The 21,488-nt window shown below is 44.3% G+C and carries 17 protein-coding genes; 6 read left to right on the top strand and 11 right to left on the bottom strand.

All coding sequences use genetic code 11. From position 1 onward, the window contains the following. Window positions 1-98: 98 nt before the first annotated feature. From B2746_RS12410 to B2746_RS12400, 3 genes are read left to right on the top strand one after another with little or no spacing between them, the layout of a single operon-like run. The gene (locus B2746_RS12410; RefSeq protein ID WP_290794279.1) at window positions 99-1,082 is read left to right on the top strand and encodes an SPASM domain-containing protein; all 984 of its coding nucleotides are present in this window, start codon (window positions 99-101) and stop codon (window positions 1,080-1,082) included. Between the two features lie 57 nt (window positions 1,083-1,139). Further along, the gene (locus B2746_RS12405; protein WP_290794276.1) at window positions 1,140-1,595 is read left to right on the top strand and encodes a MarR family winged helix-turn-helix transcriptional regulator; all 456 of its coding nucleotides are present in this window, start codon (window positions 1,140-1,142) and stop codon (window positions 1,593-1,595) included. Window positions 1,596-1,609: 14 nt separating this feature from the next. After that, window positions 1,610-2,881 (top strand): glycoside hydrolase family 10 protein, encoded by a 1,272-nt coding sequence (locus B2746_RS12400; RefSeq protein ID WP_290794274.1) that lies wholly within the window; start codon window positions 1,610-1,612, stop codon window positions 2,879-2,881. Between the two features lies 1 nt (window position 2,882). Here the strand turns inward: B2746_RS12400 and B2746_RS12395 are convergent, their stop codons facing one another. Next, complete coding sequence (locus B2746_RS12395; protein ID WP_290794272.1) at window positions 2,883-3,248, bottom strand: hypothetical protein; 366 nt, start codon at window positions 3,246-3,248, stop codon at window positions 2,883-2,885. Window positions 3,249-3,366: 118 nt separating this feature from the next. On the opposite strand from B2746_RS12395, the gene rpoN reads away from it, so the two are divergent. Continuing rightward, window positions 3,367-4,851 carry an RNA polymerase factor sigma-54 gene (gene rpoN / locus B2746_RS12390; RefSeq protein WP_290794269.1) on the top strand — a complete coding sequence of 495 codons (1,485 nt, stop codon included), beginning with the start codon at window positions 3,367-3,369 and terminating at the stop codon, window positions 4,849-4,851. After that, window positions 4,851-5,516, top strand: a complete 666-nt coding sequence (locus tag B2746_RS12385; protein WP_290794266.1) for a hypothetical protein — start codon at window positions 4,851-4,853, stop codon at window positions 5,514-5,516. The genes rpoN and B2746_RS12385 overlap by 1 nt, the downstream gene beginning before the upstream one ends. 287 nt (window positions 5,517-5,803) lie before the next feature. On the opposite strand, the gene B2746_RS12380 is transcribed toward B2746_RS12385, so the two are convergent. The 10 genes from B2746_RS12380 to B2746_RS12335 all read right to left on the bottom strand — a co-directional run bounded on the left by B2746_RS12380 (window position 5,804) and on the right by B2746_RS12335 (window position 20,981). Next, complete coding sequence (locus B2746_RS12380; RefSeq protein ID WP_290794263.1) at window positions 5,804-6,637, bottom strand: murein L,D-transpeptidase catalytic domain family protein; 834 nt, start codon at window positions 6,635-6,637, stop codon at window positions 5,804-5,806. 99 nt (window positions 6,638-6,736) lie between these two features. After that, window positions 6,737-7,786 carry an AI-2E family transporter gene (locus tag B2746_RS12375; RefSeq protein ID WP_290794260.1) on the bottom strand — a complete coding sequence of 350 codons (1,050 nt, stop codon included), beginning with the start codon at window positions 7,784-7,786 and terminating at the stop codon, window positions 6,737-6,739. A gap of 14 nt (window positions 7,787-7,800) precedes the next feature. Beyond that, window positions 7,801-9,225, bottom strand: coding sequence for an MATE family efflux transporter (locus tag B2746_RS12370; RefSeq protein ID WP_290794257.1), 1,425 nt, complete (start codon window positions 9,223-9,225; stop codon window positions 7,801-7,803). 153 nt (window positions 9,226-9,378) lie between these two features. Continuing rightward, complete coding sequence (locus B2746_RS12365; protein WP_290794254.1) at window positions 9,379-10,065, bottom strand: uracil-DNA glycosylase family protein; 687 nt, start codon at window positions 10,063-10,065, stop codon at window positions 9,379-9,381. Then, on the bottom strand, window positions 10,062-10,703 hold the full coding sequence (locus B2746_RS12360; protein ID WP_290794252.1) for a response regulator transcription factor: 642 nt from the start codon (window positions 10,701-10,703) through the stop codon (window positions 10,062-10,064). Before B2746_RS12360 ends, B2746_RS12365 begins: the two co-directional genes overlap by 4 nt. Next, a complete protein-coding gene (locus B2746_RS12355; RefSeq protein ID WP_290794247.1) occupies window positions 10,700-14,467 on the bottom strand; it encodes a PAS domain S-box protein in 3,768 nt (1,255 codons plus the stop codon). Before B2746_RS12355 ends, B2746_RS12360 begins: the two co-directional genes overlap by 4 nt. A 67-nt stretch (window positions 14,468-14,534) precedes the next feature. Continuing rightward, window positions 14,535-15,893, bottom strand: coding sequence for a peptidylprolyl isomerase (locus B2746_RS12350; protein ID WP_290794244.1), 1,359 nt, complete (start codon window positions 15,891-15,893; stop codon window positions 14,535-14,537). Between the two features lie 223 nt (window positions 15,894-16,116). Next, on the bottom strand, window positions 16,117-19,197 hold the full coding sequence (gene infB, locus B2746_RS12345; protein ID WP_290794241.1) for a translation initiation factor IF-2: 3,081 nt from the start codon (window positions 19,195-19,197) through the stop codon (window positions 16,117-16,119). Between the two features lie 54 nt (window positions 19,198-19,251). Next, window positions 19,252-20,499 carry a transcription termination factor NusA gene (gene nusA / locus B2746_RS12340; protein WP_290794239.1) on the bottom strand — a complete coding sequence of 416 codons (1,248 nt, stop codon included), beginning with the start codon at window positions 20,497-20,499 and terminating at the stop codon, window positions 19,252-19,254. Between the two features lie 11 nt (window positions 20,500-20,510). Then, the gene (locus B2746_RS12335; protein WP_290794237.1) at window positions 20,511-20,981 is read right to left on the bottom strand and encodes a ribosome maturation factor; all 471 of its coding nucleotides are present in this window, start codon (window positions 20,979-20,981) and stop codon (window positions 20,511-20,513) included. A gap of 180 nt (window positions 20,982-21,161) precedes the next feature. On the opposite strand from B2746_RS12335, the gene B2746_RS12330 reads away from it, so the two are divergent. Next, a complete protein-coding gene (locus B2746_RS12330) occupies window positions 21,162-21,422 on the top strand; it encodes a hypothetical protein (protein WP_290794235.1) in 261 nt (86 codons plus the stop codon). Window positions 21,423-21,488 lie beyond the last annotated feature (66 nt).

The following is a 21,488-nucleotide window of genomic DNA, read 5'->3' as shown; positions in this document are numbered from 1 at the left end:
GGTCGGGTAAATTAAAATCACCCGTCGGGTTTACCCGACGGGTGTATCTTTGGAGGATGCCGTTTAATTTTCGAGATTCATTGAACCTGGCCAGAAAGATGACAGTTCGCAGGGCATGGAATGCTGTGAAAGTGCTGAGCAGCTATTACCTGAGCAAATACAGCGGGAAAGCCGTACAATGGGGCGTACCTATCTCCATTAGCGTAGAGCCGACCACCTCCTGCAATCTGCGCTGCCCTGAATGCCCCAGTGGCCTTCGGGCATTTACCCGTCCAACCGGCATGCTGCAGAGCAATTTTTTCCGAAATACCATCGATCAGCTTTATAAAGACCTGTTCTACCTGGTCTTTTATTTTCAGGGCGAACCCTATCTGAACCCTGAATTCCTCGAGATGGTCAAATATGCCTCCAATAAAGGAATTTATACCGCTACCTCCACCAACGCACATTATCTCACGGAAGCAAATGCCAAAAAAACCGTTGAGAGTGGTCTGGACCGACTGATAATCTCAATCGATGGAACCTCTCAGGAGGTTTATCAGCAATACCGGGTGGGAGGGAAACTTGAAAAAGTACTGGAAGGAACCCGCAATATTGTAAAAGCAAAAAAAGAACTGGGTAGCAACAAACCATTTGTAGTGTTTCAATTTCTGGTGGTAAAACCAAATGAACACCAGATCGAAGATGCCAAAGCACTTGCCGCAGAAATCGGAGTAGATGCGCTCTGGCTGAAAACAGCCCAGGTATATGATTATGCCAATGATCCCAATCAACTCATTCCAACCAACGAAAAATACAGTCGTTATAAAAAAGACAAATCCGGCAACTATGCATTCAACAATCAATTACTGAATCATTGCTGGAGGGCCTGGCATGCAACTGTCATCACCTGGGATGGCCTGGTTGTACCCTGCTGTTTTGATAAGGATGCACAACATCGGCTCGGAGATTTAAAAAAAGCCTCCTTCCATGAAATCTGGAAGGACGCCAACTATCAGAAATTCCGATCCGGATTGCTGAAAAGCCGGGCTAATATCGATATTTGCGCCAACTGTTCGGAAGGCACCAGAGTATGGGGATAAGGATTAGAAAATCACTTATTTCATTTTACTGTAATTTTAAAACTGAACATATCTGTTATGAGTATTAATAAAGACATCAATCAACGGAAATTCAGGAATGAACATCAAAAAGCTATGATTAACCTGATTTATTCCTATAACTGGTTGATGGAAAATACCCGTAAGCACCTGGACCAATACGATCTTACTACCCAGCAATTCAATATACTCCGGATTCTGCGCGGCGCCGGAGAACCGCTCAGCACCCTGCAAATCAGACAACGAATGCTCGATAAAATGAGCGATACCTCCAGAATCGTAGACCGCCTGGTAAAAAAAGAACTGGTTTCCAAAGTCGTTTGTAGCTCTGACCGCAGACTGGTGGACGTAACTATCTCAGAAAAAGGACAGGCATTACTGGCAGAAATGGATACCCATGAAAGCGACTGGGAAAGCCTGCTTCAAAATCTCAATGAAAAAGAGGCTGTTGAATTAAATAAGCTACTCGATAAGCTCCGCAACAGTCAGGATTAACCGAAAAATATATCATGCAGTTAAACAACTCCTTGCTATTGGCAATAGCAATCCTATTGGCTCCCATTTTTATCAATGCACAGCAACCTGCAGCACCAATTCCCCCTCCCTCGGAAAGTAATAATTCAGGAACCCGGGAATTCAGAGCTGCCTGGATCGCCACTGTTGCGAATATTGATTGGCCTACCAAAGGAAATATCAATCCGGAAAAACAGCGGGAAGAATATATTCAACTGCTGGACCTGCACCAAAAAAACGGATTAAATGCAGTTATTGTACAGGTTCGTCCGGCAGCCGATGCACTTTACCCCTCTTCCTATGAACCCTGGAGCGAATGGCTTACCGGAAAACAGGGTCAGCCTCCTGTTCCTTTTTATGATCCCCTCCAATTCATGATTGCTGAAGCCCATAAAAGAGGAATGGAATTCCATGCCTGGTTAAATCCCTATCGCGCCGTATTTAATATAAAAAGCACCATCACCGCGCAGGATCATATTACCCGTCGTTTCCCCGACTGGTTCCTAACCTATGGTGATAAAAAATACTTTGACCCGGGAAATAAAAACGCACAGCAGTTTGTGGTAAACATCGTGCGCGATCTTGTAAAGCGTTACCCGATAGATGGCGTCCATTTTGACGACTATTTTTACCCCTATCGCATTGCCGGTAAAGAATTTCCTGATTACAAAACTTTTAAAGTTTTCGGAGAAGGGATGTCGCGCGATGCCTGGAGAAGAAGCAATGTAGATTCCATTATTCGCCATCTGTCCATCACCATCAAAGCCGAAAAACCCTGGGTAAAATTTGGGATTTCTCCTTTTGGTGTGTGGAGAAACGCTGATCAGGATCCTCGAGGCAGTGCTACCAAAGCCGGACAAACCAATTATGACGACCTCTATGCGGATATTCTTTTATGGCTGGAGAAAGACTGGATCGATTATGTTGCCCCCCAACTGTATTGGGAATTCGGTCATAAAGCAGCCCCCTTTGAAGTACTGCTTGACTGGTGGAGCAAAAATACCTATGGCAAACATTGTTATATCGGCCTGGGAATTTACCGGGCCGGGTCCAATTCCGCCTGGAAAGACCCCAACCAGTTGCCGAAAATGATCCAGGCGGTGCGCAACACCCCAAATATGCACGGTGTAATTTATTTCAGCAGTAAAAGTTTTGAGAAAAATCCGAATGGCTGGAATGATAGTCTGCGTACCAATTATTATCGCCAGCCCGCCACCATCCCATCCATGGAATGGATTGCGCCCAATCCCGGATTTCTAAACTATTGAGCTATTTGCCTTCCAGGCGATTTACATAATCCAGTGAACCTAATCGAAACCGGAGCGGAAGCCCGGTTTTTTTTTCGAACCTATATTCCCCAACACATATAATCCCCCATTGCTGAAGAATAAAATCAGGCGCAAGCCGGACATTATTCGGAAGAAAAACAGCTCGTGGCGGTGCATGTACTATTATTCCAGCCCCCCGCCAATGTGTTAAATCCAGCTGTTTGAACCCCCTTAAATCAGGAGTTTTTTTGATTTCCATCACCGATTGAAGACTTGGAACAGCTATTCTGCCATAATTTTTTAAAACCGGCAAAAGCTTCTCCTGTTGGGCTTTCGCAGTATATCCTGACATCCCTATAAAGAGCATTATCATTATTTTAAGGATTCCTTTCACAAGTGCTGCAACTAATTACGTAATTTACGGCCTGATTTTTGTGGATAGCGCGACTTTTCAAAAAAAGGCGCATAAACCCTGAACATAACGAATGGCATTAGGACAAAGTTTACAACAGAAACTACTTCAGAAGCTTTCTCCTCAGCAAATTCAGCTGATGAAACTGCTGCAGGTGCCTACAGCCAACCTGGAGGAACGCATCAAGGAAGAACTGGAAGAGAACCCGGCACTGGAACAGGGCGATGAAATGGACGATGATAATTTCGAAGAGCCCAGAGATGAATTCGAATCAACCGAAGAAGAGTTTGAATCAGAAGGGTCTGAAGAAGAATATGATAATATTGATATCAGTGAATATGTTTCGGAAGGTGATGATGATATCGGCGATTACCGGCTCCGGGATGATAATTATCCTGAATTAGACGACAAGCAGGTTACCCCATTTAAAATTGAATCATCGCTTCATGATATGCTGGCTGACCAGCTCGGCATGCTGACTCTGGACGATCGCAAGCGAAAAATTGCAGAACAAATTGTAGGCAGCATCGATGATGACGGCTATCTCCGAAGAGAATCAGCCTCCATCCAGGATGATCTGGCCTTTCGCCAGAATATTGATGCCACGGAAGAGGAAATAGAAGAATTAATCCTGCTTATCCAGCATTTTGATCCGGCTGGCGTAGCTGCCCGCAACCTTCAGGAATGCCTGCTGCTGCAACTGGAACGTAAAAAAAATGAAGGCTCCGCCGTACATGGCGCTATTGAAATCCTTTCCAATTATTTCGATGAGTTTACCAAAAAACACTACGATAAAATTCAGCGTGGACTCAATATCGATGATGAAGAACTCAAACTCATCATCCAGCAAATTATCCGGCTGAGTCCAAAACCCGGTGGAAATGTGGGTGAAGTAAATAAAGCAGAAAGTTATGTAGTGCCCGATTTCTTCATTTACAATACAGGCGGCAAACTTGAAATTACCCTGAACAGCAAAAATGCACCCGATCTGAGAATCAGTGAAGGTTATCGCGACATGCTGAAGGAATACGATCGCGGAACCAAAAAAGACAAGCGTCAGAAAGAGGCTGTGATGTTTATCAAACAAAAAATTGATGCGGCCAAATGGTTTATTGATGCCATCAAACAACGTCAGCAAACCCTGATGATGACGATGCAAACCATTCTGGATTACCAATATGAATTTTTTCTGACGGGCGATGAAACAACCATGCGTCCAATGATCCTGAAAGATATCGCCGAACGCACCGGTTTGGATATCTCTACTGTTAGCCGGGTTGCCAACAGCAAATTTGTACAAACCGAATTCGGAACCTATCGGCTGAAATTCTTCTTCAGCGAAAGTCTAAGTACGGATAGCGGAGAAGAAGTAAGTACCCGTGAGGTTAAAAAAATCCTCAGTAATCTGGTAGAAGGTGAACACAAACGCAAACCCCTGAGCGATGAACGATTAACCGAATTATTACAGGAAAAAGGTTATAACATTGCACGCAGAACGGTAGCAAAATACCGGGAACAGCTAAATATCCCGGTTGCGCGACTCAGAAAGGAATTATAATGAATCAACTTAATTTCGAGGCTGGTAGCATACCAAAAGCTAATTGGATCTTAAGGGCATTTGCTAACCTTATTTCCATCCTGTTTCATCCGCTTTTTATCCCAACCTATATCACGGCATTTTTACTCTTTCTGCATCCCTTTGCATTTATGGGCGATACGGAGCTTTATAAAAAAATCAAACTGGTATCGGTATTTGTGAGCACAGCATTTTTTCCAGCCTTTACCGTGTTTCTTTTACAACGATTAGGCTTTGCCACCAGCGTTCGCTTAAAGACGCAGAAAGAACGTATCATCCCGATTATTGCCTCCATGGTATTTTATTTCTGGATTTTTTACGTGGCAAAAAACCAGGGCGATAATCCTACTGAACTGGTACAGGTATTATGCGCCAGTTTTGTATCCAGTATCATTGCCCTTACTGCCAATAATTTTATCAAAATCAGCCTGCATGGAATCGCCATGGGCGTTTTATCCGGATTTTTCATCTACCTCGCATGGACAAGTTTAATCCCAATGACCCTGCCCCTGATGATTGCCCTCTTCATAAGCGGACTTGTTGGAACAGCTAGACTAATTCTGGGCGAGCATGAGCCCAGGGATCTTGCAGCCGGATTCTTAACTGGTTTGGTATCCATGGCAATTTCAATTGTGGTCATCGGATAATCACTTTTTTTCATAGAAGCGATCGAAGCAACACTTGCCAGAACAACCCCCACCCAGCTTTTACATCCTTTGCATTTCAGTAACTGACCATAGAGGCGTAGCCCCCGATTGCCCACAATGATTACAACAGATGTCTTCTTCTTTTTAAGTAAGCTGACAATTCAGGCAGGTTGCAGTATTTGACATAAACAGCAGATTAGGTTACCCTGAAAATAAAAAGAAAAGCTCAATCTACGGATTGAGCTCTTGCTTAGGGGTGTCCAAACCAGCCTTTGTCTATGTCCAAGCTAAACGTTAAGTATTTTTGAATTTGACAGGTATTTCTTTGAAGGATGATAAATAAACAGGCAGGAGCCCTGTTTAATAGTATGTATAATTTTGGTAGCCTGTTCTCTGGGAACAGCCGGACAACCAAAACTTCTTCCATTCATTTTATTGGATCTCAGAAAATCAGTTCCCACATAGTCAGAACCATGCACCACAATATTCCGGGCCGACGCTTTATCATTTATTCCTCTTTCCAGTCCATCAATCTTCAATGCCAATCCGTGTTCCCCAAAATAAGTGGATCGGGTTACATAAAAACCCAGACTGCTCTGATGTGATTCCGGACGATTGGAAAAATTCCGGGCATATTCTGATCCCGAGTTTCTTCCATGCGCCACAAAGGTTTGCATCAATAGCTTTTTCTCTTCCAGATCAATTACATAGAGACGTTTCCTTTTGGAAGACTGACTGAAATCGCAAATAGACAATACATCGGATCGACGAACACGGCCCTTATCGAGCAGGTTCTTATACCCTTTCCACGCATATCGAAAAGCGGGACGGGATAAGCCTTTCCGTGCCAGTCCAAGTGCCGAATAAATAGAATCTGCTACAGTATAAACAGCATCTGCTACCAGTTTTTTAGGCTGGGGAATTTTTGCGGAAAAAATCTTTTTTTCGGGTAATTGCTGGCTCAACGGCAGCATGCAGGCAGTTAAATTAGCAATGGAACCGGCGCTTTTAAAACCGGCTGCCATACTGGTGGTTACATTTACAGGGACCATCAGATGCAGGGAAAACAGTGTTAGGAATACAGCTGTTTTCAGGGTAGGATTGGATAATAGATTGTTCATGGACGCTTGGATTGTATTAACGGGCACCCATAAACAAATAGTGTGCGTATTTCTACCCAAAATCCTAAATAAATCCAAAATCATCATCAGGCAAACCTATCACCGGGATTCATCAGCAGTAAAGGATTCATTTTCAGCAGGAATTACTTCCGCGAATTCTAAATGATAAATCCGGATCAGTAAAATAAAAACAGAAATAAGGAGTGGACCAAATACCAGTCCGATAAAACCAAACAGATCAATCCCAAGAATTACTCCAAAAACAGTAATCAACGGATGTACATCCCCTATTTTCTTTTGAAGCCAGAAACGAAAAACATTATCGGAGGTGCCGATTACACCAAATCCAAAAATCAGCATGGCCACCCCCCTTAAGGTATCGCCGCCCGCAAAAAATATGATGGCCAGCGGAATATAGGCAATCGCGGCACCAATAATCGGAATCATTGATCCGATACAGGTGATGGCAAACCAGAGAAAGGGTTCTTTCACTCCCATTATTAAGTATCCCCCCAATCCTATTACGCCCTGAATTACAGCAATCAGGGGAATCCCAATGGCATTGGAAAACACCAGTGAATTGATTTGCTGTTGCAACTGATGCTGGTTTTTTTTGGACATAGGCAGCCACTGAAAAATATTGTATTCTGATGTCCTGCCGCCCATCAGCATGAAATACAGAATAAAATACATGACTATCAGGGTAGTAAGGGTATTGAAAGTAGCCCCCAGCAGAAGCGGTAATTCCTGCGCTGCGAGCCCTCCTAATTTTTCCAAAGACTGCTCACTAATCAGTTGAAAGCCAATTTGCTGCTCCAGGTTTTGAATGAATTTTTCAATGGCACCGATGGCTTGCTGCAGATGCAACCCTGATTTTTTCAACCGGTTCACCAGCATACTGATAACTCCTGCAATTGGGAGTACAATCACCATAAAGGATAATAACATCAAAGCCGAGGCTGCCAACGCGGGTTTCCACCCTCTGACAACCAGGACCCGCATCCAGCGGTTCATCAGAATAAATAAAGTAAAAGCCCCTAAAACTGCCGGCAAAAAGGCTCTTAATTCAAAAAAAAGGATGCCGCCCAATAAGAGCAGCATCAATAAAAAAATAACCTGACGAAGTTTATCTGAATTTAAATAACTCATGTTCTAATATAACATTATATCACTACATGTTTCCAGCGCCCTTTTAAAAAAAGAATCCAGGCAGCAATGGTGATACTGGTTTCTGCAACGGGGATGGCAATAAAAACTCCCAATGGACCGAGGCCTGCAGTTTTTGACAGCAGATAAGCAAGTGGAATCTGGAAAAACCAGAACCCGATCAGGTTAATCCGCGTAGGCGTTTTGGTATCGCCGGCCCCATTGAAAGCATTTGCCATCACCATGCCAATTCCATAAAAAACGAATCCGGTACTCATAATCCGGAGCGCTTCGGTTCCGATTCGTTTCACTTCCGGGTCATGGGTAAAAAACCCCACTACCCATTCGGAAGCAAACAGAAAAACCAGCATAACTATACCCATAAAAATGGCATTGTACCGGGCCGTTGCATTTACAGATTCTACGGCACGTTCCGGTTTTTGGGCACCCAGATTTTGTCCCACGAGGGTAGCTGCCGCATTCGACATGCCCCATGCAGGCAGGATAAAAAATACCATTATCCGGATTGCGGTCTGATAACCTGCTGATGCTGCAGAATGGCCGGTTTCAGCTACCAGTTTGGCCAGGAAAATCCAGGAGCAGGAACCGATAATAAATTGTGCCGTCCCAGGTGCTGCCACTTTAAAAAGGGAAGTGATTACATTCCAATCAGGCAACCATTTTGCCAGTCGCAGACTTACCTGCGATTTGTTGCCAAACAAATGATACAACTGATAGGCAACGCCAATACCTCTTCCAATAGTGGTGGCTAACGCAGCGCCTATCAAACCCATACCTGGTATGGGACCCCATCCCAAAATCAGGATCGGGCAGAGTACAATATTGGCGAGATTGGCAATCATCAGGCTTTTCATGGCCATGGAAGCATCACCTGCACCACGGAAAATTCCATTAATAAGAAAGAGCAGGGTAATTACCAGACTGGTCCCCATCATTAGTCGGGTATAGGGGGTTCCTATCTTCACGGTCTCCGGTTCAGCTCCCATCCAACGGAGAATATCCGGTGCCAGGAAGAGACCAACACCACTTACTACTACAGCAATGGCAATACCCACCAGGAGGGATTGCATGGCTGCATGTGCGGCACCTTTTCGGTCTTTTTCCCCTACCCTGCGTGCCACCATAGCCGTTGCCGCCATACTTACTCCAATAGCCATGGCATAAACCAGTGATAAAACCGATTCAGTTAAACCCACTGTCTGAATATTATGCTGACTATCGGGAAGTTGTCCAACAAAATAGAGATCAACGATGGCAAAAACACTTTCCATTCCCATTTCAATTACCATGGGAATGGCCAGAAGAAAAACTGCACGGCGGATGCTGCCGCTGGTATAATCCTGCTCCTCACCTTTTAGAGCAGCTTTCAGGAAAGTCCATATACTACCCAGTCGAAGGGCAGTAGAATTATTCGTTTGCATTTACAGATAAATAATAATAAAGAATAGCCAGAAAAGGCCATATCAGCATCCGGTATTTACTACCGGCTATAAAATAGATCCTGATGGATCAGTACCGGTTGGACCGGTAAATTAGCAGATCATAATTCGACGTATAAGACGGCAAATCTAGTATTATTTTTTTATGCAATACAAGAGTTCCTTCAAATATTGTTGAATAAATTCTTCCTTCTTTGAACGGCGATATTGAAGGATAAAACGAGGATGAGGAACAACCCGGAGCTCTTCAAAGAAATTAAACTCATCATTTACAGATTTCAGAAATCGCAGGTTTTTATCTCCACCAATACATATTGCAGCTGATTTTTTTATGCCAAAATCCAGCTGCTTGCTTATTTGTTTTACTGCATAGGGTCGAATCCGCTCAAGCAAAAGAGGGTCATCATAATAATTCAGGTTTCTCCCGGCTTTGATAAACCCTATCGGGCTAACGGATCCAAGATAAAACTGCTGATAAAAAGCCAACGGGCCACCGAAAGCAGTAATCACCTCATAAATAAATTCAGCTGATAATTCAGACGAATCTCCCAAATCATGTGAAATTCCACAGTTTGCCTCCAATTGTTTGGGTGCAGTAAAATTAATGCCGGTAATTCCTGCACCAAGCCTGCCAGGATTAATCCCGATCAGCATAACCCTGGGCTGATCACCTCCATAAAACCGCTTAAAAAATTGCCGAATGAGCAACTGAATAGCGGGATCCTTATGGGGAAAGAGCGGTTGAACTCCGGGCGGTAACCGACCCGGAGGTTTCAACTCACTAAAGAATTGTATTGCTTTATCAGCAAAATTCAAACTCAATACAAACTTGGGTTGCTATTGATAAAGTTTACCAGTGCAGCCGTGTTTTTAAGTTTGAGTTTTTTAAGAATATTATGCCGGTGTACTTCCACTGTTTTAAGTGAAATATCCAGTTCCGCAGCAATTTCCCGGGAGGAATGTCCTTTTTTGATAAAACTGATAATCTGGATTTCTCTTTCTGTAAGACTTTGAATATCAGGTCCCTGCGGTTCTGTTTCGGTTAATTGTTCAGATATGATATTACGGATTTCGTCGCAGATGTATTTGTTTCCTTTATCCACTTCCAGGATAGCTTTCACCATTTCCTCGCGGCTGCTGTTTTTGGTTACATAGCCATGTGCACCAACCTGCAACATCTTTCGGGCATATGCCGGCTGGGAATGCATGGATACACCTATGATTCTTGTTTCGGGACTAACTTTTTTAATTTGTTCAGTAGCATCAAAGCCACTCATGGGAATCATATTGATATCCATCAGAACCACATTCGGCTTCTTTTCAGCCGCCACTTTGATTGCTTCATCCGGGTCTCCACAGTCTGCGATTACTTCAAAACGCTCATCGCTGCCGAGGATGAAACTCCAGGTTTCACGGATAAGTTTGTGGTCGTCAACGATAAGGATTGACACTTTTTTCATTCTGGTATTGTTTTTTTAGAGGAATAAGGCAAATCTATAACTAAATGGCATCCTTTTCCCGGAGCCGTTATAATTTCAACTTTTGCGTTAAAGATAGCTGCACGGCTCATAATATTCAACATTCCGATCCCTTCTTTTTTCCTGGCCTGCTGTTGATCAAAGCCTTTTCCATTGTCTTTAATCTCCAGTCTCGTGATTTTCCGGTGATTGGTTATGCTGATCAGGAGATGGCTGGCTTGCGCATGCTTCAGTGAATTATTGACCTGTTCCTGAATAATCCGGAAAAACATGAGCTTTTCCTTGGCCTTCAAACGCTTCTCGATATTCTTATCGTATTTAAACTCTGCCATTAATTGGCGCGACAGGTTAATATTCTCCACCACATCATTAATAGAGGAAATCAGGCCCAGATCACTGATACTGGCCGGCATCAGTGAGCGGCTGATTTTGCGGATTTCATTAATGGCATTCATGATAGTTTCCGAACTCCTTTTCAACATACTTTCCTGCATGGAAGCATCGTTCCGGGCCAGTTCCAGAAAAAGTTTGGCGGTAGTAAGCAGCTGATTTACGTTATCGTGTAACTCTTTTCCAATCTCAGCCCGTTCATTTTCCTGGACATCCACCACGGCCTGCGCAATCTGCTGCTGCTTATGAATTTCCTGTTGCAGGAGCTGATCTTCCAGCATCTTTCGTTCCGTCATGTCTTCCGTAGAACCAATCATACGGATCACTTTTCCCTTATCATCATAAATGCAATACCCTTTATCAATTACATTGGCATACGTACCATCGGCTTTGCGGAATCGATATTCTGCTTTATACAAGCCTTTCTTTTCACCAGACGTATATTTTGATATCAATTTCAGCACACGATCCTGGTCATCCGGATGGATTTTATTTTCCCAGTTCAGCGAGGTGCCTGTATAAAACATGGAAGGATAACCAAACAGGGTATTAAATCCTTCGCCCCAGAAAGAAACCTGCTCCACCGCATCCCAATCCCAGATGGCTTCATTACTGGCCTTGGTTGCCAACAGGTACCGTTCATTACTGATCCAAAGTTTCTCTGCCGCCTGCTTGTTTTCAATGATCATTGTAAGCAGGTGAGTTAGACGGCTCAGAACAGCCATTTCTTCTTCTGTTGGCCGACGAGGATCAATGAAATAAATCGAAAAGGTACCTAATACTTCATTCCCGGAACTGATCATCGGGATAGACAGCGTGGCTTTGATTCCTAAAACCTGTGCCCCCTGCCTGGTAGATTCTGAGAGGTCCGAGTTTTCAACATCCGGTATTACCACGGGCTGACGCTGTACTATTGCTCTTCCACAAGTGGTCAATTCAGGTTCAAGGGGAGTCGCCTGCGTAAAATCCCAGAATAATTGAGGCAGACTTGGTGCTGCCAGTAAAACTGCATCCCGCAGATTGTTTTTAGCAATACACACCGCACAATAAAAGCGATCACTAATACTTTCAACTCCTTTTAAAAGATGATCTGCCACTTCCTCCAAACTCGCTCTGGAGCTCGTATGCATTTCAAGCACTTCTTTTTCCAACTGTAACAGGCGTTCCTGTTTTTTTCGTTTGGTGACGTCCTTGAAATAAATAAACAACCCTTCATCATATGGAAATGCACTGACATCAAACCAACTGGCCAGGGAATCAATTCGCTGTTCATACCGAATGGTTGAATGCTGCTGCATTGCCTGTTGAAGAGAATGATAACTGATGGAGTTCAACGCATCCGGAAACAATCCCCAAAGATTATGACCTACCACCAGGTTGTTATTATGAAGAAGGGCTTCCTGTGCCACCGCATTGAACATGGTGATGCAAAAACTTCGATCAACAGCAATAAAGCCATCTGTAATACTATGCAGCATTCCGGTAATCTGGTCAGAATAATGCTGCAGGGTTTTTTCAATTTCAATATACTCGGTTATATTTCGGAGACTAAGAATAATTCCCTGAATAGAAGAAGTATTTAATCCGGATGCCGCCTTTAATTCCATCCATAACCAGGTATTCTCCAAATTCCTCAGTCGAATACGTAAGACGAGATCAGGGTCTTCGGCCAGCAGCACCTTATTGATGGCAAAATCAAAGAGTGCTACCTGATCGGGATGAATCAATTCACGAATCGATTTTTCCAACCAGTTTTCAATTGTATAGCCCAATTGTTTTTCGAAACTTGGTGAAGCATTCAGGAGCCGGCCTTCTTTTGAAATTACGAGTACAATATCAAGCGAGTTTTGAAAAAGGGCTTTGAACCATTCTTCACTGTGGCGAAGTCTTTCTTCTGATATTTTCCGGTCCGTAATATCTCTGCTGTTCGTTTGGATATAGATAAGTTCACCATCCTCCATTATTGGTTTGGAAACTGATTCCAACCATACATAGTTGCCGTCTTTTTTTCTGTACCGGTATTGAATGGAAGGTGCATCAACGCCTTTAAAATTATTTTCATGTGCCTGGCGAACTACAGTTTCAGCATCGTCCGGATGAAAATAATTGTAGGGAGATTGTCCCAGTAATTCATCCCGCTCATACCCAAGAATCGATTGAACGGAAGGGGAGATATACATATAATCTCCATTAGGGCGATGAAGGCAGATCAGGTCACGGGAATATTCAGCCAGAAAACGAAATTTCGCTTCACTTTTAGCCAGCTCCAAAGCGGCCATTTTCTGATTGCGGATATCCTTAGCAGTTACATGGATTCCGTCGGGCTCACCATTTCGAAAAATTAATCGGGAACTGATTTCAACAGGAATTCGTTTCCCTGTTTTTGAAATAAATTCCGACTCATAAAAGGTTACCACCCTGTTTCCATCCCGTTTAAAATTGCCCTGTTCAATGGCCTGCTCCAATTTTTCAGGAGCAAAAAACAGATGGGAGGACTGACCAAGGATTTCTTCCTGTTCATATTCCAGTAATTCGGATGCTTTTCTGTTGAAGGAACGAATTCGGGTATCGAGATCCAGTGTATAAATTATATCGTGTGCATTTTCGAATAAATCGCGGTAACGCAATTCGCTCTCCCGCAAATTATTTTCCAATGCTTTTTGCTGTGTGCTATCGGTAATAACAACAATCATTCCGGCAAAAGATTTATCCGCATACCGAACCGGCATAAACCGACATACAAACCAATTGGATTGATCGGGGACCGAATATTCAACAGAAAATTTCAACTGACTCGTTCTTGCCTGCTGATAAGCATGAACCAATTGATCACCAATTGGCGAAGGAAATCCCGAAAGTACCTGCTCAACAGGCTTCCCAAGAAATTCGGCCGGTGGTAAAAAAAGCTTATTGATATCATCCACCCAGAAGTTGGTAAACACACCCTGATCATCCAATTCAAAAACGATATCATGCAGCGAGGAAAGGGTTCGTTCAATTTCCTTCAACCTGTTTTCTGATTCATTTTTTTCAGGGACCGGAAAACCAAACCATTGGTATCCCTCCGCCTGAGGGATGATGGTCCAGTAAATCGGAAATAAAATGCCGGCTTCCATTCTAATCGAAGCCCGGAAATGAACCGGTTGCCTTGTCTTAGTGGCGAATCGCAGCAATGCACTTGCCTTTGAATCGAGATGCAGCACATCATCCAGCCGATTTCTCCCTGCTTCAATTGAATAAGAAAGATGCGGAGAAAGCGTGGATGAAATAGTCAGCACCCTCGATTCCTCATCGGAAAAAAGCTGATAGCTGGTTTGTTCCTGTACTACGGAAGGCATGGCAGCGAGGGTGTGCATTCTTAAAATTACACAAAAAAGGTCTGCCCGAAGGCAGACCACCTGCTGATTTCATTAGAATATTGTATTACTGGTTCTTCGTGATGCTATTCATCCATAACCCTAATTGGGTACAGGCAGTAAATTGTGGATCGATAACCAGGTGAAAAGTAGGTATCTTACTTTTGAACCACTTGTCTACGGCTTCCATCTTTTTGATTTCCAGCGCGCGATCTGCTACTTTATTATAGTCGTCTTTCAGGTTTTCACGATGTGGTTCTGTACGGGTTTTCAGGAAAATCAGCCGAACTCCTTTTTTACCACGCTCATCTGTATAAACAAGTGGTTTGCTCAGGTCGCCGGGATTTAATCCTTTTAATGCAACCACCAAATCTTTATCGAGCTGATCGATGGTGCAATAAGTTCCCTGTCCGCATTGCTTCATCCCCCCGGTAAATTTTGATTCATCGGATTCACTGAATTTGGAAACAGCTGCGCCAAAATCGTATTTATTGGCCACCAGGTCGTTGCGAATGGAATCCAGTTTGGTAACGGTTTCACCTACTTCTGTATCGGTTATGGCAGGAATTCGAAGGATATGGCGCACTGTTGCATCATCACCCGCCCGATTCACCATCTGAATTATATGATAGCCGAATTTTGATTTGAATACCGGAGAAACCTGTCCCTCTCTCAGTCGAAACGCATTGGAGATAAAAGCCGGGTCCATTTGTTTTTCCGTTCTGTTAATCTGATACATACCACCGGTATTCTTACTTCCCGGATCATCGGTGTATAAACTTGCCAGCGTTTCAAACTTTGCTTTCCCTTCTTCCACCTGTTTCTTGAAATCATTCAATTCTTCGATGGCATAAAGTTCAAGATCACGGCTGGCTTTGGGATATAGAATAATTTCGCCGATCTCCAGTTCACTTTCATAGAACATAAGGCTATCGGTTGGAATCTTATCGAAATAATCTTTTACTTCATTTGGTGTGATTTTAATATTGGCCACGATTTTCCCCCGCATCTGTTCAGCCAGCCGGCGTTCCCGAAAATTCTGACGGAAGTCTTCCTTGATCTGGTAAACGGTTCTTCCGGCAATCTGTTCGAGTGCCTCTTTTGAACCATACATGCCAATAAACTGACGGATCTGGTTGTCGAGCATACCATCAATTTCCTCTTCACTCACTACCAGTGAATCTTTTTCAGCCTGAAGTACAAGTGCTTTTTGAGCCAGTGCCTGTTCCATTATGAAACAATCGGCATTTTCAGGTACTGGTTGCCCCTGACGCTGCGCATCCAAAATGGCATTTTTAATATCCGACTGAAGAATGATTTTGTCGCCAACCACACCAATAATCTTATCGGCCACTACCTTGCGGGTCTGTGCCTGGCTGTTTGCGAAAGCCAGTGAAACCAGCAATAAAAAAAGGAATTTCTGCATAATCTCGGTAATCCTATTAAAGTTAACACAGGAGAATTGCTCCTGTGTTAACGCATGTATTATTTAACAAAGCCCTAAGGAAGTTGGAAGTGGGAAGTGGGAGGTGAGAAGTTGGAGGTGAGAAGTTGGAGCAAAACTTCCAACTTCCAACTTCCAACTTCCAACTTCCAACTTCCAACTTCCAACTTCCAACTTCCAACTTCTCACTTCTAACTTCTCACTTCTACAAGGTTCTTTTCACTTCCTCCTCCTCAATGGCCACGATGGTATCACCCACCTGAACATCGCTGAAGTTTTTCAGTGTAAGTCCGCACTCGTAGTTATTATTTACTTCTTTTACGTCGTCTTTATAACGTTTCAGGCTGCCCAGTTCGGCAAATGCACCTTCTGTTCTTGGATAGATAAGTACCCCATCACGGAAGAGGCGAACTTTGCTGTCGCGCTTGAGTTTTCCTTCAGTAACAAAACAACCGGCAACGGTAGCTTTGTCAAATTTGTACACTTCGCGAACTTCCACAGTAGCCACTTCTTTCTCCTGAACTTTTGGTTCCAGCATCCCTTCCATAGCGCTCTTGATTTCTTCAATGGCGTTATAGATGATGGAATAAGTCTTAATCTGAACCCCTTCATTATCAGCCAGACGGGCGGCCTGTGTTGAAGCACGAACGTTAAAACCAATCAGGATAGCATCCGATGCAGTTGCCAGCAATACATCACTTTCGGTGATCGCACCTACAGCTTTATGTACTACGTTTACAGCTATTTCTTCTGTGCTCAGTTTAATCAATGAATCAGACAGAGCTTCCACAGATCCATCCACGTCACCTTTGATGATGAGGTTGAGCTGTTTAAAGTTACCCAGTGCCAGACGGCGACCAATTTCATCCAGGGTAATATGTTTCTTGGTCCGGATCCCCTGTTCACGAAGGATCTGAGCCCTTCTGTTGGCCACTTCCTTCGCTTCGGATTCATCTTCAAATACCCGGAAAGTTTCACCTGCCTGCGGCGCACCATTTAAGCCAAGTATCAAAACCGGCGTGGATGGAGGAGCAGAATCAAGCTTTTTATTCCGTTCATTGAACATGGCTTTAACCCGACCGAAATACTGACCAGATACCACCAGATCACCCTGTTTCAGGGTTCCGTTCTGAACCAGAACAGTTGCAACATAACCCCGGCCCTTATCAAGAGAAGCTTCAATTACACTACCATTAGCTTCCCTATCCGGGTTTGCTTTCAACTCGAGCAATTCAGCTTCCAGCAGGATTTTTTCCAGCAGCAAATCAACATTCAGTCCGCTTTTGGCACTGAGTTGCTGGCTCTGGAATTTACCACCCCATTCTTCCACCAGTATATTCATGCCGGCCAGTTGCTCGTATATTTTTTGCGGATTGGCTCCGTCTTTATCAATCTTGTTGATGGCGAAAATCATGGGAACACCTGCCGCCTGTGCGTGTGATATGGCTTCCCTGGTCTGAGGCATTACTGCATCGTCTGCAGCTACCACAATCACCGCAATATCGGTAATCTTGGCACCCCTTGCCCGCATCGCGGTAAAGGCTTCGTGACCAGGTGTATCAAGGAAAGCGATTTTTTTATTGTTCGGGAGATCCACGGTATAGGCACCAATGTGCTGGGTGATTCCACCCGCTTCACCACCTACCACATTCGCACTACGGATATAGTCAAGCAGGGATGTTTTACCATGGTCAACGTGACCCATGATAGTTACAATCGGCCAGCGTGGTTTCTGATCTTCCGGATCATCCACAATTTCCTCTTCATCCATGGCATCGGCATCATCCACTCCAATGAATTCCACATTGAAGCCGAATTCGCTTGCTACCAATTCAATAACTTCCGCATCCAGGCGCTGGTTGATAGACACCATCATACCCAGTCCCATACATTTTCCAATTACCTCAGCATAACTTACATCCATCAGGGCAGCCAGTTCGCTTACACTGATAAACTCCGTTACCTGCAGGGTCATATCCTGTGCTTCACCACCCTCCATTTCGGCCATGCCGGCGCGTTTTTCCCTCAGACGGCGGGTTTTCATACCACGTCCACCTTTCTGGTTTCCACTACCACCGGCCATTTTAGCCTGTGTCTGGCGTATTTTCTCCTGGATTTCTTTCTGATCGATTTCTTTAACCTCACGAGGCTGGTTCCGTTGGCCAGGACCACCCCGGTTGGCACCGCCTTGTTGTCCGCCTCTGCCACCCTGTTGACCACCCTGACCAGGACGCTGGAAGCGATTACCGCCACCTTGTTGTCCACCCTGTCCCTGACCGCCACGGAATCCACCCCCCTGTTGCTGACCACTGGCCTGCTGGCGGGTGATATTTTCCCCTTTTTTATCAATCGGAATGCGCTTGCGTTTGCGTTTTTCATCCTGACTTGCATTACCACCGGCTCCGGCAGCTGCAGGTTTAGGACGTGTATCGCTGTCAACAGGCAGTTGGATTTTGCCCATAATCTTTGGACCGGTCAATCTTTCTGCCTGAATATTTTCAATGGCAGGAGGCAGATTACTGTTTTCATCCGATTCAACAACAGGAGCCTCCGGTGCTTTCGCCGGAGCAGGATCCTCTTTCTTAGCAATAACCGGCTTTTCGATTTCTTTGGGATCTCTTGCCGGTGCTTTTGATTCGGGTGCTTTGGGTTCCTGTTTCTTCACCAGTTTTTTAGGACGGGTGGAAGAATCAATGGCAGACAAATCAATTTTGTCTACAATTTTTGGGCCTTCGATTGATGGAACGCTTGGTTTGATCGGTTCCTCAACAGCAGGTTCTTCCTGTTTTGCTTCTTCTATTACTTCAGGTGTTACCAATTCCGGCTGTGCGGGAGTTTCCGCAACAACAGGAGCAATGGGCTCCTCCTTCGGTGTTTCCTTTGGTGCTTCTTTCGGCATTTCCTTTACAGGAGTTTCCTTGACAGGAGCTTCCTTCACCGGTGCTTCCGCTTCCACAACAGGAGTCGGTTCTTCCACAACAGGTTTTTCTGCCGGAACCTCTGCCTTTTTAGTTTCCTTGCGGAAGAGCAATTCTTCATCTTCCTTTTTCTTCTTTTCCTGCACACTGCCTTTGGGCAGGTCGATCTGATCGCTCTTGATTTTAGCCACTTTATCTCCCTGAAACTCCCGCTGGAGGGCATTATACATGTCCTCCGAGAGTTTGGAAGTGGGTTTCAGTTCATCGCGATCAAAACCTTTGCTCACCAGAAATTCCACGAGGGTGTCCTTCCCAACGTTGAATTCCTTGGCGGCGGCCATCAATCTAGGTGTTGTTGTTTCTGCCATTCGTACTTATTGCGTCTGCCCCATGCAGACCTTATTTTTTTTCTTTGTTCGAACTTATTCTTTCTCGAACTCAGCCTGGAGCACTTTCTTCACATCTTCAATCGTTTCACGTTCCAGATCGGTTCTTCTCTCTAACTCGTCAACTGTAAGGTCCAAAACGCTGCGTGCGGTATCGCAACCAATGCGTTTTAATTCATCAATGATCCATGTTTCGATTTCGTCGCTGAATTCATCCAGGTCGATATCATATTCTTCCGGTTCACCTTCATTATCTCGGAACACGTCAATAGTCAGGCTGGTCAATTCCTGTGCCAGCTTGATATTCACGCCCTTACGTCCGATAGCCAGGGATACCTGGTCGGGCTTCAGGAATACATTCACATGGTGCTTTTCGTTGTCCAGTTCCATACTGGTGATCTTGGCCGGTGTCAGTGCCCTTTGAATGAGGAGCTGCTGATTATTGGTGTAGTTGATCACATCAATGTTTTCGTTCTTCAGTTCCCGAACGATTCCATGGATGCGGCTTCCTTTCATTCCCACACAAGCCCCAACAGGGTCAATGCGGTCGTCGTAGGATTCTACCGCTACTTTGGCTCTTTCGCCTGGTTCGCGGACAATTTTCTTAATAACAATCAATCCATCAAAGATCTCCGGTACCTCAATTTCAAGCAATTTAGCTAAGAAAGACGGACTGGTGCGCGATAAAATGATTACGGGTGAATTATTTTTTAATTCGACCTTCTTTACAACGGCGCGGATCGTCTCCCCTTTTTTGAAATAATCCTGCGGAATCTGCTCACTTTTAGGCAGAATCAGTTCATTTCCTTCCTCATCCAGGAGCAGAATTTCCTTTTTCCATACCTGGTAAACTTCCGCATTGATGATTTCCCCAACGCGGTCACCATACTTTTTAACCAGCACATTCTTTTTCAGGTCACTGATCCGGCTGGCAAGGGTTTGTTTGGCTGCCAGGATAGCCCTGCGACCAAAATCCAGGATTTCCACTTCTTCGTACAATTCCTCCCCAACTTCGTAATCGGGTTCAATTTTCCGGGCTTCACTGTAGGCGATTTCAGCCAGTGGATCTTCCACAGCACCATCATCTACAATCATCCTTCTGCGGATAATTTCAAGGTCACCTTTTTCAGCGTTCACGATTACGTCAAAATTGTCATCGCTACCGTATTTCTTTCTCAGCAGCGTTTTAAACACGTCTTCCACTACTTTCATCATAGTGGGACGGTCAATATTCTCCGCTTCTTTAAAATCCTGGAATGCTTCAATCAAATTGATACTTGCCATAGTAGTGTTATTTAGAATACTACCTGAATTTTTGTTTGTTTTATATTCTCAAATAAAAGAGAGTGGGTAATCACTTCCTTTTTTTTGTTTTTCCCTTTTGTTTCTTCAACCACACAGCCATCTTCCGTTACATCCAGCAATTTGCCATTAAGCGGTGTTCCATCAAGCAGTGTAATATCTACCATGCGGCCGATATTTTTTTTGTACTGGCGCCAAAGTTTCAATGGCTCATCCAATCCGGGTGAAGATACTTCCAGCGAAAAATCTCCTTCCGGAAACCAGCCCGCTTCCTCTATTTTCTTGTACAATGCCCGGTTAAAACTCACACATCTTGCTATTGAGATCCCTGAATCCGCATCCAAAAACACTTTAAAATTGTTGGTGGGCTTGATTCTTACCTCCACCAAAAAGCAATCTCCGTCTCCTTCCAGCAGCTCATTCATAAACTGCCCAACTGCCTGGATATATGTTTCATTTGCCACGCTGCCTGATTTGTCAATTTCGAAAATAGAAGAAGGGAACGCTTCCGTTCCCTTCTCTTGCTTCTTTTTCCGATGCAAATGTAAGGTAAAACCTGCATACGATCCAAATGTGCTGCGCCGGTGGCCAGCCGGTAAGATTAACAAAAATGATCTTGCCAGAGTTTGTACCTTTACCGGGCTATGTTAAAAACTGTATTACTACTGTTATTGGCGTACATCGCTTATCGGTTTATTTTCGGGTTCGTAGTTCCGGTTACCCGGGCAACCCGAACCGTTCGGCGCCAATTCAAAGCGGCCCAGGAAGAAATGGAAGCCCGCATGCAACAACAAGGTGCTTATCGCGAAAACGCCGGTCAGCCCGATCCCCTGCGCAACACGCAGCAGGCCGCTCCTGCAAAAGGTGACTATATAGAATTTGAGGAAGTGGGAAGTGAAAAGTGAAAAGTTACTCGAGCAACACTCATGGAACTCAATTGAAACTCTCTTAAACGCTTAGCTCAACGCTGG

It is taken from the genome of Flavihumibacter sp. UBA7668, assembly GCF_002483205.1.
GTDB lineage: Bacteria > Bacteroidota > Bacteroidia > Chitinophagales > Chitinophagaceae > Flavihumibacter.
The sequence above is the reverse complement of the archived record's forward strand: the minus strand, read 5'-3'. Positions and strand labels throughout refer to the sequence as shown.

Coding starts and splice junctions, on each gene's coding strand:
- B2746_RS12360 (WP_290794252.1), bottom strand. CDS start 10,703: ATGAAAAAAGTGTCAATCCTTATCGTTGACGACCACAAACTTATCCGT.
- B2746_RS12395 (WP_290794272.1), bottom strand. CDS start 3,248: ATGCTCTTTATAGGGATGTCAGGATATACTGCGAAAGCCCAACAGGAG.
- B2746_RS12355 (WP_290794247.1), bottom strand. CDS start 14,467: ATGCACACCCTCGCTGCCATGCCTTCCGTAGTACAGGAACAAACCAGC.
- nusA (WP_290794239.1), bottom strand. CDS start 20,499: ATGGCAAGTATCAATTTGATTGAAGCATTCCAGGATTTTAAAGAAGCG.
- infB (WP_290794241.1), bottom strand. CDS start 19,197: ATGGCAGAAACAACAACACCTAGATTGATGGCCGCCGCCAAGGAATTC.
- B2746_RS12330 (WP_290794235.1), top strand. CDS start 21,162: ATGTTAAAAACTGTATTACTACTGTTATTGGCGTACATCGCTTATCGG.
- B2746_RS12400 (WP_290794274.1), top strand. CDS start 1,610: ATGCAGTTAAACAACTCCTTGCTATTGGCAATAGCAATCCTATTGGCT.
- rpoN (WP_290794269.1), top strand. CDS start 3,367: ATGGCATTAGGACAAAGTTTACAACAGAAACTACTTCAGAAGCTTTCT.
- B2746_RS12375 (WP_290794260.1), bottom strand. CDS start 7,786: ATGAGTTATTTAAATTCAGATAAACTTCGTCAGGTTATTTTTTTATTG.
- B2746_RS12370 (WP_290794257.1), bottom strand. CDS start 9,225: ATGCAAACGAATAATTCTACTGCCCTTCGACTGGGTAGTATATGGACT.
- B2746_RS12405 (WP_290794276.1), top strand. CDS start 1,140: ATGAGTATTAATAAAGACATCAATCAACGGAAATTCAGGAATGAACAT.
- B2746_RS12385 (WP_290794266.1), top strand. CDS start 4,851: ATGAATCAACTTAATTTCGAGGCTGGTAGCATACCAAAAGCTAATTGG.
- B2746_RS12350 (WP_290794244.1), bottom strand. CDS start 15,893: ATGCAGAAATTCCTTTTTTTATTGCTGGTTTCACTGGCTTTCGCAAAC.
- B2746_RS12380 (WP_290794263.1), bottom strand. CDS start 6,637: ATGAACAATCTATTATCCAATCCTACCCTGAAAACAGCTGTATTCCTA.
- B2746_RS12410 (WP_290794279.1), top strand. CDS start 99: ATGACAGTTCGCAGGGCATGGAATGCTGTGAAAGTGCTGAGCAGCTAT.